Source organism: Streptomyces iakyrus (assembly GCF_000717055.1).
Taxonomy (GTDB): Bacteria; Actinomycetota; Actinomycetes; order Streptomycetales; family Streptomycetaceae; genus Streptomyces; species Streptomyces iakyrus.
Genome location: NZ_JNXI01000030.1, coordinates 144,086 through 156,538 on the forward strand (window position 1 = coordinate 144,086; position 12,453 = coordinate 156,538).

At 68.5% G+C, this 12,453-nt stretch carries 8 protein-coding genes and 5 pseudogenes; 9 read left to right on the top strand and 4 right to left on the bottom strand.

Annotated elements, in window-relative coordinates:
* Nucleotides 1–6: 6 nt before the first annotated feature.
* The 4 genes and pseudogenes from OO68_RS36710 to OO68_RS36725 all read left to right on the top strand — a co-directional run bounded on the left by OO68_RS36710 (nucleotide 7) and on the right by OO68_RS36725 (nucleotide 4,433).
* On the top strand, nucleotides 7–1,797 hold the full coding sequence (locus tag OO68_RS36710; protein WP_033313712.1) for a type IV secretory system conjugative DNA transfer family protein: 1,791 nt from the start codon (nucleotides 7–9) through the stop codon (nucleotides 1,795–1,797).
* Nucleotides 1,794–3,063, top strand: a pseudogene (locus OO68_RS42725) (DNA cytosine methyltransferase). The gene OO68_RS36710 and the pseudogene OO68_RS42725 overlap by 4 nt, the downstream one beginning before the upstream one ends.
* On the top strand, nucleotides 3,063–4,181 hold the full coding sequence (locus tag OO68_RS36720) for a DnaB-like helicase N-terminal domain-containing protein (RefSeq protein WP_078625682.1): 1,119 nt from the start codon (nucleotides 3,063–3,065) through the stop codon (nucleotides 4,179–4,181). The pseudogene OO68_RS42725 and the gene OO68_RS36720 overlap by 1 nt, the downstream one beginning before the upstream one ends.
* Before the next feature lie 66 nt (nucleotides 4,182–4,247).
* Complete coding sequence (locus tag OO68_RS36725) at nucleotides 4,248–4,433, top strand: hypothetical protein (protein WP_033313713.1); 186 nt, start codon at nucleotides 4,248–4,250, stop codon at nucleotides 4,431–4,433.
* A gap of 332 nt (nucleotides 4,434–4,765) precedes the next feature.
* Here OO68_RS36725 and OO68_RS36730 read toward each other — a convergent pair whose 3' ends face one another.
* Nucleotides 4,766–5,947: a cytochrome P450 gene (locus tag OO68_RS36730; protein WP_033313714.1), complete on the bottom strand. Its 1,182-nt coding sequence runs from the start codon at nucleotides 5,945–5,947 to the stop codon at nucleotides 4,766–4,768.
* A gap of 98 nt (nucleotides 5,948–6,045) precedes the next feature.
* Here OO68_RS36730 and OO68_RS43265 point away from each other — a divergent pair, with 98 nt between their 5' ends.
* From OO68_RS43265 to OO68_RS42735, 3 genes and pseudogenes are all read left to right on the top strand, one after another.
* Nucleotides 6,046–6,450, top strand: a complete 405-nt coding sequence (locus tag OO68_RS43265; RefSeq protein WP_051814937.1) for a TetR/AcrR family transcriptional regulator — start codon at nucleotides 6,046–6,048, stop codon at nucleotides 6,448–6,450.
* A 296-nt stretch (nucleotides 6,451–6,746) separates the two neighbouring features.
* A pseudogene (locus OO68_RS42730) lies at nucleotides 6,747–7,367 on the top strand (aquaporin); the annotation flags it as partial.
* 31 nt (nucleotides 7,368–7,398) lie between these two features.
* Nucleotides 7,399–7,814 (top strand): annotated as a pseudogene (locus tag OO68_RS42735) (arsenate reductase ArsC).
* Nucleotides 7,815–7,848: 34 nt separating this feature from the next.
* Here the strand turns inward: OO68_RS42735 and OO68_RS36750 are convergent.
* Nucleotides 7,849–9,051, bottom strand: coding sequence for an IS110 family RNA-guided transposase (locus OO68_RS36750; RefSeq protein ID WP_033313716.1), 1,203 nt, complete (start codon nucleotides 9,049–9,051; stop codon nucleotides 7,849–7,851).
* Nucleotides 9,052–9,310: 259 nt separating this feature from the next.
* On the opposite strand from OO68_RS36750, the gene OO68_RS48035 reads away from it, so the two are divergent.
* Nucleotides 9,311–9,769 (top strand): hypothetical protein, encoded by a 459-nt coding sequence (locus OO68_RS48035; RefSeq protein ID WP_245237344.1) that lies wholly within the window; start codon nucleotides 9,311–9,313, stop codon nucleotides 9,767–9,769.
* A 154-nt stretch (nucleotides 9,770–9,923) separates the two neighbouring features.
* A complete protein-coding gene (locus OO68_RS48040) occupies nucleotides 9,924–10,448 on the top strand; it encodes an SPDY domain-containing protein (protein WP_245237346.1) in 525 nt (174 codons plus the stop codon).
* A 153-nt stretch (nucleotides 10,449–10,601) separates the two neighbouring features.
* On the opposite strand, the pseudogene OO68_RS42745 reads toward OO68_RS48040, so the two are convergent.
* Nucleotides 10,602–11,497, bottom strand: a pseudogene (locus tag OO68_RS42745) (DUF5655 domain-containing protein).
* A gap of 298 nt (nucleotides 11,498–11,795) precedes the next feature.
* Nucleotides 11,796–12,355 (bottom strand): annotated as a pseudogene (locus OO68_RS47245) (transposase); the annotation flags it as partial.
* Nucleotides 12,356–12,453: the final 98 nt, after the last annotated feature.

The following is a 12,453-nucleotide window of genomic DNA, read 5'->3' on the forward strand; positions in this document are numbered from 1 at the left end:
TAGCCCTTGCCCCCTTCCTCCTCCAGCAGCAACACCGACGGATACGAGCTCGTCCTGCGCCTCCTCCTCGGGGTGCTCGCCGTCGTCTTCCCCCTGTCCCACCTGGCCTGGCTGTCCGGCAACATCACCGCCTACCTCACCGGCACCAGCTGGGCCTCCTACCAGCCGACCAACGCCCTGCTCCGCCCCGAGCAGGTCTGGCCCGACGCAGCAGAAACTTCCCTGCTGATCGGTGCCCGCATCGTCCCCGTTCTCCTCCTCCTCGCTCTCGGGGCAGGGGCTGGCGTCCTGTGGGCCCGGCACAACAACCGAAGCGGCGGCCGGAAGAAGATCACCGACATGGCCAAGGCCCGGGACATCGAGCCGCTGATGGCCAAGGCGATCACCGACAAAGCCCGCTCCCTGCGCCCCAGCCTGAAGAACAGCAAGCACATCGACGCGAAGGACACCGGCATCCTTCTCGGCAACCTGCAGGGCAGCCGCCACGAGGTACGGATGGGGTTCGAGGACGTCGCCGTCGCGATCATGGCGCCCCGTTCCGGCAAGACCACCTCGCTCGCCATCCCGTCCATGCTCGGCGCACCCGGCCCGGTCCTGCTGACATCGAACAAGGCCGCTGGCGACGCCTTCACCACCGCCTACGAGGCACGGGCCCGGGCGGGGGCGGTGTGGACCATGGATCCACAGCAGATCGCGCATGCCGCCCGCGAGATGTGGTGGAACCCTCTCGCCAGCGCGACCACCTTGGACGGGGCGAACCGTCTGGCCGGACACTTCCTCGCCGCCTCGGTGGACGCCTCCCAGCAGGGCGACTTCTGGACGAAGGCCGGCAGCAACATCTTGTCCCAGCTGCTCCTGGCAGCAGCGCTCGACGAGCGGCCCATCACCGACATCATGCAGTGGCTCGCCTTCCCCGCCGACCGCACCCCGCTGGACATCCTGCGCGACCACGACTTCGCCGCCGTCGCCGCTCAGCTCAAGGGCACCGTCGAAGGCCCCCCGGAAACGAGGGACGGCATCTACGAGACCGCCCGGCAGTACGCCTCCGCGCTCCTGAACGCGGAAATCGCCGCATGGGTGACGCCGCAGAAAGACGTCCCGGAATTCCGGCCGGAGAAGTTCGTCACGTCCACCGACACGCTGTTCCTGCTCAGCAAGGACGGCGGCGGCGGAGCCTCGGCGCTGATCGCCGCGTGCGCGGACTCGGTGATGCGGGCCGCTACCGCGCAGGCCGAACGTGCCGGCGGGCGCCTGGATCCGCCCATGCTGGCGATCCTCGACGAGGCCGCCAACGTGTGCAAGATCAGCGACTTGCCAGACCTGTACTCCCACCTCGGCAGCCGCGGGATCATCCCGATCACGATCCTGCAGTCCTACCGCCAGGGCCAGAAGGTCTGGGGAGACGCGGGCATGGACGCCATGTGGTCCGCCTCGACTGTCAAGGTGATCGGCAGCGGTATTGACGACCCGGACTTCGCGGACAAGCTCAGCCGCCTGATCGGTGACCACGACGTGGAGACCACGTCCACCTCGCACTCAGAGTCCGGAAAGAGCACGTCAGTGTCGATGCGGCAGGAGCGGATCTTGCCCGCCGACGCGATCCGAGCCCTGCCCAAGGGAACCGCGCTCTGCTTCGCCACCGGCATGCGCGCCGCCATGCTCGACCTCCGACCGTGGTACCGGGAGCCCGGCGCGGAGGAGCTGTCCGCGGCGTCCGCCCGCGCGTCGCAGGCGATCACCGCCCGCGCCGTGGCGAAGCACGCGCCGACACAGTCCGACTTCGGGCCGGCCACGTGATACTCGACCTCTTCGCGGGGCCAGGCGGCTGGAGCAGGGCACTGCACGTCCTCGGCGTGCGCGACATCGGGCTGGAATGGGACGAGTGGGCGTGCAAGACCCGGGCCGCGGCGGGGCAGTTGACGATCCGCACCGACGTGGCAATGTATCCGACCTGGCCCTTCATCGGCCGCACCCACGGAATGATCGCTTCCCCTCCGTGCCAGGCGTGGAGCATGGCCGGCAAACGCCTCGGCCTGCTCGACCAGCCGCTGGTGCACGCGGCAGTCGAGGACCTGGCCGCCGGACGCGACTCCCGCGAACGCCTCCTCGCCGCATGCCGTGACGAGCGCTCCCTGCTCGCAGCCGAGCCGATGCGCTATCTGTACGCCCTGAACACGGTCGGCGAGCCCGACTGGGTCGCCATGGAGGAAGTGCCGCACGTCCTGCCCTTGTGGAAGCAGTACGCGGCCATCCTGCGCGGGTGGGGGGTTCTCCGTCTGGTACGGGACCCTCAACGCGGCCGACTTCGGCGTCCCGCAGACCAGGAAGCGGGCGATACTCCTGGCCTCCCGCGTCCGTACGGCGCAGCCTCCTACCCCCACGCACTCCCAATTCGCCGAACCAGAGTCGCTGTTCGGTCCCGGCCGCGCCCGCTGGGTCAGCATGGCCGAGGCCCTGGGATGGGGCGCAACCGACCGCCCCGTCCCCACCGTCTGCGCGGGCGGTGGACCCGGCGGCGGACCCGAACCGTTCCCGTCGGGCTCCCGCAAGACGCTGTCCGACGCCCGTGAGCGCGGCACCTGGATGCCCCGGCCGGACGGAGTGGTCCAGCAGCCCCGTCGTGAAGGCGCCGGATGGGCGGCCCGGCACGGCACCCACGAGAACCGGGCCACCGACGCTCCGACGCCGACGTTCACCGCTGAGGCCCACCGCTGGTCCTGGTCCCTGCGCAGCAACAACCAGGCAAACGCCACCGTCCGTCCACTGTCCGAGCCGGCTGGCACACTGTTCTTCGGGCACCGCGCGAACGAGTGCACTTGGATCGCCGAGCCCGCCTCGCCGGCCATGGATGTCGACGCGCCATCGGTTCCCGAGCCGATCCGGATCACCGCCCGCGAGGCAGGCATCCTGCAGACCTTCCCCGCCGACTACCCCTGGGCCGGCAACAAGGGCCAGCAGTTCTCCCAGATCGGCAACGCCGTGCCCCCGCTGCTCGCCGGCCACCTCCTCGCCCCACACCTCGGCGTCACCCTCGACCCCGACGACTTCACCCTCGCCGCCTGATGCCCCACGCCCCCGAACCCGACAAAGACGACCTCGACGCCATCGCACCGCCCCAGCCGGTGTTCCACGTCGAGCAGGCCCTCCTCGGCGCCCTCCTCCTCGATCCGCACCGCCTCAGCAACGTGACCGGCATCGCCCCCGACTCGTTCTCCACCGCCGCGCACGCCGCCTTGTACACCGCGATCACCACCCTGCCGCCGCCCGACCCCGCCGAGCACGCGAAGAACACCAAGTGGCTCGACCGCGTGCTCGCCACAGGCCGGGAGCAGGCGCGCGGACTCACCGCCTCCTACCTGCACACCCTCGTCCAGGTCTGCCCCTGGCCCAGCCACGCCCCCGCCTACGCCCGGATGGTCGAGGCGGAGCACGCCCGCCGCCGCCTGCTGACGGCCGCCGAACGCCTCGTCCACACCGTCCACGACGTCTCCCTTCCGCACCCCGTCCAGACGGTTCTCGCCGAGGCCGATGCGCTCGCCGCGGTAGTGGACGACATCGCCAACCACTTCCCGCCACGCGCAGGCGTGCTGCCCCGCACCACGGCACCGCCGCCGCCCGCCGCGCCCGACCCCGCAGAGGCCGTCGAGGAGGAGCAGATGCTGCTCGCCACCGCAACGGCCTACCCCTCCGACATCGAAGCCGTCCGGTGGCTGCTCCCCGACGACCTCACCCTGCCGCTGCACGCCGGCCTGTGGCAGTGCCTGACCGGCCTTGCCCGCCGCCAAGAGCCCGTCGACCCCGTCACCGTCCTGTGGGAAGCCCAGCAGCGCGGCCTGCTGGACGACGGCAGTGAACCAGGCGCGGTCCTCCGCATGCTGGCCGAACCGGCCGGATCCGTCGAGCACTGGGGCGAGCGCGCCCTGCAGCGCTCCCTCCTAGCCACGGCCGAGCACACCGGCCGACGCATCGAGGCATACGCCGGCGACCCGGCGAACACCCCCTTCCAACTCGTCGTCGGCGCCCGCCGCGCCCTCGCCGACATCGCCGCCGCCCGCACCCGCTGGCAGCACGCCACCGGAGCCACCCCGCCACAGCAGCGGCGACCGGCGCCCACCACCCGCGCCGGCCCGCCGACCACCACGGCTGCACACGCCGCCCGGTCCACACGGGCAACCCGATAGCCCCCCGCGTACACCGGTGGCCGGACCCCAAGGACCGGCCACCGGCACAAGAGACGAGACCCCCACGTGACTCCCGCCATCGACGCCCACGTCCGCCTCGACACCCACCCCACCCACCCAAGCGCCGTGCAGGCCCACCTCACCGGCAGCCAGGCCCACGTCGCTCTCATGGCTCTGGAGGCTGCCGACTGGAGCGCCGCCGCCACCAACGTCCTGGTCCTGGCCCGCATCGATCACGAGGAGTCTCAATGAGTGAGTCAAGCCTCGGTGTGTGACATTTGTCGGCGGTTTCCGGAAGCACTTAGCGATCACTGGGGTCGGAAATGTCGATGAGAAGTGACAACGCCGGAGGCCGCAACTGATCCATGCCGTGCGCCCGGGTGAGTTTGGTCCTGGCGATCGTGGTCCGATGCGGGTATCCGCTGGACGCGTTAGTCGGGAGGTGTCTGGGGGCGACGATGCGGGCGGTGCTTGAAGGGCCGGATGGCGGTGGGGAGCCGGCAGTGAAGGGGTATGGCTCAAACTCGCAGACGTCGCGCTTGCAGGTCGCCGAGCACACGTTGTTCTTCTCGACCTTGATCGGCCTACCAGGTGACTGGAAGTTCACGCACGCCGTAGACCGTCATGGCCGACCGCAGTGGCACTTCCTCGGGTGGGGCAGTGAGACGTAGTGCCGGGAAGCGGCGAAGCAGTGCGGGGAGGGCGATGCGCATTTCGGCGCGGGCCAGTCGCTGCCCGAGGCACCGGTGGAGGCCGTGACCGAACGCGAGGTGTCCGGCCGTAGAGCGGGTGAGGTCAAGTGCGTCCGGGTCGGCGAAATGGTCAGCGTCCCGGTTCGCCGCGGAAAGTGCGACGGTGACGGACTCGCCGGCCTTGATCAGGCAGCCGTGGAGCTCGATGTCCTCGAGCGCGACGCGGACCACGTGATGGATGATCGTGAGGTATCGCAGCAGCTCCTCGACCACTGCAGGGGCGTCTTCCTCCTTGTCGCGGACCTCGGCTAACTGTGCGGGGTTGGCCAGTAGAGCGAAAGTGCCCAGCGCAAGCATGTTCGTCGTCGTCTCATGCCCGGCGATCAGGAGCAGGAGCGCCAGTCCGGCCCTCTCGTCCGCAGTAAGTCCCTCGTGCGCAGCGAGCCCGCTGAGCACATCTTCCTCTGGCCAGGAACGCTTGTGGCGCAGCAGGTCCCGTAGATATGCCATGAGCTCCCTGACCGCCTCATGCCGGCGTTCCGGTGTGAGGTCGACGTTCAAGAGCGTGGCGGCGTTCCGCTGGAACCCCTGCCTGTCGGAGTAGGGCACCCCGAGCAGTTCGCCGATCACTTGTGACGGGATCGGCAGCGCGAATGCCGTGAACAGGTCGGCCGGGCCCCCGGCGAGCTCCATCGCGTTCAACTGGTCATTGACGATTGCCTCGATCTCCGGTTCGAGGAGCTTTATCCGGCGCACCGTGAAGTCACCGGTGAGCAACCGCCGATAGTGGTCGTGCTCGGGCGGGTCCATGCGGAGGAAGAATCCCGGCGGCACGGGCGCCGTTGTCGGCTGGGCAATCGGTAAGCGCATGTGGTCCGGGCGGACGCTGAATCGGGGGTCGGCCAGGATCGCCCGCGCTGCGGCGTAGCCGGTCACCAACCACCCCTGACCACCGTCGACGTAGGTCATCCGATGGATTGGGCCGAGCCCCTGCCGGCGGCGCAGTTCCTCGGGCGGATCGAACGGGTTCTGGCGGTCCGTGGGCATGACTCCTGCCGGGGACGTGCTCTCCATGGGCCGCTCCTCGGTCGGTACGTACCTCTCAATAAAGCAGCACTCAATGCAAAACGTCAATGAATGCAAAATTACATCGCATGCGGTAAGGTGCTGTCGTGACCAGCGACCCCGGGCTGCGCCAGCGGAAGAAGATGCGCACGAGGCAAGCGCTCATCGAAGGCGCCCTGCGATTGTTCGCCGAGAAGGGTTACGAGCAGACAACCGTGGCGGAGATCGCGGCCTCCGCAGACATCGCGACACGGACCTTCTTCAGCTACTTCGACAGCAAGGACGACATCGTCTTCTTCGACGACAGGTCGCGGCTGGAGCGCGCGGTCGAGACGTCGCCGCATGCCAAAAGCGGGGCAACCGGCCGGAGCAGACCTACAAAGCCGTTCAAAGGGCCACCGACATCGCGATCGACGGCCTCAACGCGCTCCCCCGCCCGGCTTAGCGTGTTCAGCGCACGCGCACTCGGTCGTGGCACGGATAGCGGTGAGCGTAGTCTGGCCGGTTTTTGAGGCTCTCTCACCGACAGGCTCGGACGGGTCAGCCTGAGGCTGCGCTCTGCGCCCGGCCAGACCGACTCCGCACTCACGCATCGCGGAATCCGACTCCGTACTCACGCATCAAAGCCCGGTACGACATCCCTGCCCGGGCATCACGACGGATCGCCGCGTACAAGTCGACCTTAGATTTCGGTGGCGCCATCGCTGCCTCATCCCCCAGAGCACGTCAATGCTTCCACCGCAAGCCCCCGGGTGTTGTCAGAACCCAGAGACATCGCCCCCCGGCGAAACCGGGTGTTCCTCGCTCTGTGCAACAAGTGGTGTCAGCTCCAACGTACAAAACCAGCCTGGGCGTCCTCATTCTGCTGCTCGGGCCCGTGTCCGGTGCGCACTTCAACCCGGCCGTCACGGTCGCCGCTTGGTTCACCGGCCGTCGTGATCGGGATGGCCTGACCCTGCGGGACGTCGCCGCCTACGTGCCCGCCCAGATCACGGGCGCGATCGGCGGGGCGGTCCTGGCCGACGCGATGTTTGCCAAGCCGCTGGTCAAGTTCTCCACCCACGACCGGTTGGCCGGGCACCTGCTGCTGAGCGAGGTCGTCGCGACGGCCGGGCTGATCCTGCTGATCTTCGGCCTCGGCCGGATCAGCCGCGCCGCGCTCGCCCCGGCCGCGGTGGCCTCCTACATCGGGGCCGCGTAGTAGTTCGCCTCCTCCACGTCCTTCGCGAATCCCGCCGTGACCATCGGCCGGACGTTCACCGACACCTTCGCTGGCATCGCCCCGCCCTCCGTCGCCCCGTTCATCGCGGCCCAACTGCTGGGAGCCGTACTCGGGCTGGCGGCCGTCGGTGTGGTCTACGGCCCCCCTGCTCGCGTCCCGAATGAGGTCGTCGTCCCGCACGGCGAGCCCGAGCCCACGGTCTCCTGACCGATCCGTTCTCCAGAGAAAGCCCCTGCTCATGAGCTCTTCTGTCAGGCCGCGTCCGTCGGTGCTGTTCGTCTGCGTCCACAACGCCGGCCGCTCCCAGATGGCCGCCGCCTTCCTCACTCACCTCGCCGGTGACCGCGTGGAGGTCGCTCCGCAGGCTCGGCTCCCGCTGACACCGTCAACCCGGCCGTGGTGGAGGCAATGACGGGGGTCGGCATCGACGTCTCCGCCGAGAGCCCGAAGATCCTCACGGTGGAGGCCGTCCAGGCATCCGACGTCGTGATCACCATGGGGTGCGGCGACACGTGCCCGGTCTTCCCTGGCAAGCGGTACCTCGACTGGCAGCTGGACGACCCGGCCGGGTAGGGTGTTGAGGCTGTACGCCCCATCCGCGACGCGATCCAGACCCGCGTTCGGGCGCTGATCTCGGAAGTGGCGCCCGGCTGACGCACTGGCCACCTGCGCTCAATCACAACTCCGGTCAAGTCGCGTGCGTAACCGGTGGAGCAGGGGTGAATGCTCGGTTGTCACGCAAGAGCGCCCACAACACACTCGCGCGTCGGCGGGCGAGTGCGATAACAGCCTGGACGTGCTTGCAGCCCTCGCCACGCTTCTTGAGGTAGAAGTCCCTATTCGGGCCTTCGCGGATGATGCTGGTCTGCGCGGATAGGTAGAACACCCTGCGCAGGCGCCGACTGTAGCGCGTGGGACGATGCAGGTTGCCGGTGCGACGGCCCGAGTCCCTCGGCACGGGCACCAGCCCGGCCGCGGAGGACAGATGGCCGGCGTCCGCGTAGGCCGACAGATCACCGGCGGCCACGACGAACTCGGCCCCGAGTTTCGGGCCCATGCCGGGCAACGATTCGATGATCTCCGCCTGCGGGTGAGTCCGGAATATCTCCCGAATCTGCCGGTCGAGGCGCTTGAGTCGGTCGTCCAGAGCGAGGATCTCGACGGCCAGGTCAACGACGATCTGCGCAGCGACATCCTCGCCGGGCAGTGAGGTGTACTGAGCCTGAGCAGCCTCCAGAGCGGTGGCAGCGACCTTGTCGGCTCCGCGGACGCCGCGTTTGGCGAGCCAAGTCGTCAGCCTGGCCCGGCCGCGGCGGCGAATGTCGGCGGGAATCTGGTATCCGGTCAGCAAGATGAGGGCACCCTTGTGGTCCGAGTAATCGAATGCCCGCTCCAGTGCAGGGAAGATGCCACTGAGGACATCACGCAACCGATTGATCATCCGCACCCGGTCCGCAACCAGATCCGATCGGTGCGCGGTCAGCAGGGCAAGGTCGGCGCCGAGCTGAGCAGGTACCCCGATGGACGCGAAGTCCTGGCGGTGGCGAGCTGTTTCAGCGATTACATAGGCATCGCGGGCATCGGTCTTGGCTTCGCCCCGGTAGGCGCCAGCCATGCGGTTGACGGTACGACCCGGCACGTAGACGGCGTGTTGACCGTGTGCGGCGAGCAGTGCCAGCAGCAAGGCAGAAGCCGTGCCAGAGATATCCACCGCCCAGCGAACTTCATCCGCCAGGTCCAGGATCTCGCCAAGTGCAGCGAGGATTGCTGATTCATCGTTGTCGATCTTCTTCGACCACAGGGTCGCGCCTGTGTCATCGACCACTGCCGCCCAGTGATGGCCCTTGCCCGCGTCGATCCCACACCAGGCTTGGTCAAGCCGCTTGCTCACTCGCCCGCTCCTCGTTCCACACACAGTGCCGTTGGCCCGAGGAACACCCCGCTGTCCGCTCCGTAAACAGCGACCGCACAAGGCGCGCACATCTCAATCAGCAGTCAGGGCGTCCCAGAGAACCGGACGGCCACTCCTCGCGAGCCACTGCAGGGCAGGCCCTACTCAGCCACATCCGGTCCTCCGGGCCGCCTAACAACTTACGGAGCCCTACTGGGCCAAGGGCGCAGCCAAGCACCTGTCCGCTGACGGCATCACCGTGGAGATCACCCCTCGGCTCCAGGAGGCCATGGCGGAGGAATGGACCTGGGCGAACCGTCCGATGCCGTGGTGCACCCGCAGCGAAATCCGCGAGGTCTCGAATCAGGCGCAGAAGATCCACGACGACATCCGCCACGGCCAGCTCCTCATCCACGCCCACGACGGCCACACCACCGTCGCGGTCGGCACCTACCTCCACCGCAACGGCAAGTCCGTCTACCTCCACGGCGAGGACCACCTGCGCCAGGTCACCAACACCTTCGACTCACCCGCTGGGGCCCTGCTCGCCTTCGAGAAGGTCCACGGCGCCGAGATGCGCCCCGGCCCCGGCACCCCTGACCGACACCGAACGCGCCGCTACCGAGGCCCGCGCCCCGCTCCCCCTCACCGTGGTCAAGGCCGAACCGGCCCGTCCGGAGCCGGAGACCGTCCCGGCCTACCTGGCCGATGCCGGTGACCACGACTCGCTCCTCGACGCCTTCATCGACTCCCACTGCGAATAGGAGAAGTGGCAAACTTGGTCGGACGAGACGACCCACGCCATCCACGAGTCCCAGACCCTGCGCGTCGAGCGCGTCCACGAAACGCCCGCTCACGAAACAGCGTGGACCGTGGCCGCCTACGAGACACCCGTGTCCGACCGCATGTGGGTCCTCACCGCGACAGGCGCCACCCCCGCCCCGATGTTGGAGGAGCTGCTGAATCACCTCGCCGAAGGCGATGGCTGGGACGCGGCTATCAGCGCCCCGGTGGACGAGAAGATGGTCACCGTGGCCACGCAGCCCCTCTCCGACGCCGGATGGAAGCACACCGTGGAGGGGCGATGGATCCGCTGGAAGTCCCCCACCGGGGACGCGGGCGTCCAGTTCGACGCCTTCACCGCCCAGCACCCGAGCCACAACCTCGCCACTTGGACCATCTGGGCCGGTCCCGGCCCTGACCGGCCCACCTGGGCCGTCACCGCGTCCCCACACACCCCGAGTTCGCTGCTGACCGATCTCTCCGAGGCCCTCGCCCACAAAACCGGCACTCGCCACCCACAGTCCGGATCCTCCGAACGCAGAACGAGCCTCCTCACCAGCCCGCCGGTCACCCCCGCGGTCGCGGCCACCCCCGCTGCCAGCCGTACACGCTGATCGTCAGCGCGCAAGAGCGGGGCAACATAGCGCGGGATCGCCGGTTAGCCCAACCGGCGATCCCGCACATCATTGGTAGTCCACCGCCACGCCCTACTCGCACGTCGAAGGGGGCCGCCCCACGGCCACAGAGCAGCTATGGGCCGCAGACGATCACGCCGCCGCGTAGCTGGCCCGGAACAAATTCTGTGCCCGCTTCACGTATCGCGGCGTACGCAGCTGCACCTCCAGATCACCCGTCAGGTGGTGACCGAGACCGGACACGTCACGGGTGAAACCCGGAACGAGGTCGACGTCCTGCGGATCTGCCTTCAGGCAGACCAGCAGCTTGCTGCGCTGCGGCGGGCAGAGGCAGGCGAAGTTCCGCAGCCGCTGATAGGCCCGGTAGGTCCTGCGCTCGACGCGGTTCACACCGTCCCCGAGCCCGAGCAGTACCTCGTCGACAGCGTTCGCCAGCTCCACCATCGACGCGCCCCCGGCGCCGGCCGCCGCCCTGGCAACCGCCTGGCGGCGCGGCCAGCCTGCTACCTGCATGCCGCCGCTCAGGACGCCACGGTCTCAAGGCTGAGCAGGTCGCTGCCGAAGAGTCGGTAGCGCACCAGATCGATCGACCTCCGGTGCTCGCGCACGGCATGCACGTCGTAGCGCGTGAAGTCGCCGGCGATACAGATCAGGCGCGGTCCGCTCCACAGGACCTGGGACGCGGCCGTCACCCCGAGCCGGTCTCGGACCAGCTGCTCGAACTCGGCGCGATGGTCCATCAGCCACGCCAGGTAGAACAGGCCCTGGTTGATGACGCCGGCGTCGACACCGCGCTTGTACTCGACGATGACCGGCGATCCGTTCTCGTCCAGCCCGAGCGAATCGATGCGGCCCCCGTGAACCGGCCCCGTGCCATACTCGCTCGCCAGGCACTGGACACCCAGCAACGTCTCCATGTGCGCCTCGACGAGACCTTGCACACCTGCCTCGGCCTCAGCAAGACGCGGCGTGACCTCGGTCATGCCGCTATTCGTCGTGTCCGTGCGAAACAGCTTCAGGTCCGACACCTTCCTCCCCTCGACTCGGAGATCACCAACGCCGGTGAGGTGCGGAATGTTTCCGCGAGAGGCTGCGGAGGCGTGAAGATAATACGAGACCTTGCGTGCGGCCCAGCCGGAGAGCGGTCGCCTCTCTCGGTCACCGGGAATCTACGCTCCCCCATGCGTCCCCCGCGCCCCAGGGAACAGCATTAGGAAGCTCTGGGGCATGGCGCCGCGAGGGCTGGCCGCGGCAACGCTATGGGGCTGCGTGGGAGCGATACGGTCCCGTCCGCTGGAGTGGTGTATTGACGGCCACGCGGTGATCTCAGTTTTGAGGCGATGCGGTGAGTTCGGTCGGGAGGACGGTCTCGTCGGTTTGTGACTCGATCGGGTGGAGGCGGGCCTTGGCGAGCAGGTCGAGGCCCATGTAGCGGCGGGCTTCTGTCCATTCGTCGTTCTGCTCGGCCAGGACCGCGCCGACCAGGCGGTTCAGGGCGGTGCGGTCGGGGAAGATCCCGACCACGTCGGTGCGACGCCTGATCTCCTTGTTCAGCTTGCTCCTGCGGGTTGTTGGACCAGATGTGCCGCCAGATCTCGCGGGGGAAGGCGGTGAACGCCAGGACGTCGCCCTGTGCGGCGTCCAAGTGGGCTGCGGCTTTGGGAAATTGGGCTTTCAGGGCATCGAAGGACGTGGCGCATCTGGGCCTGGGCGGCGTCGGTGTCGGGCTGTTCGAAGACGGTCCGCAACAAGGTGGCCACCCAGGGCTGGGCCGACTTGGGCACCTGGCTCAGCAGTGCACGGGCTTAGTGGGTGCGACAGCGCTGCCAGCTGGCGCCGGGCGGGGTGGCGCCGATCGCGTTGACCAGGCCCATGTGGGCGTCTGACTGGCTGTTCTCTATCCGTTCGCATGGTCGGCCCGATTCGAACGGAGTGCTGGATCGGGTGAGTTGGCCGGTGCGGAGGCATGACAGAAGGGCCTCTT

Bases quoted from the DNA above. Each gene is read 5' to 3' on its own strand.
- OO68_RS36730 (WP_033313714.1), bottom strand. From the start codon at position 5,947: ATGGAGAGCACGTCCCCGGCAGGAGTCATGCCCACGGACCGCCAGAAC.
- OO68_RS36720 (WP_078625682.1), top strand. From the start codon at position 3,063: ATGCCCCACGCCCCCGAACCCGACAAAGACGACCTCGACGCCATCGCA.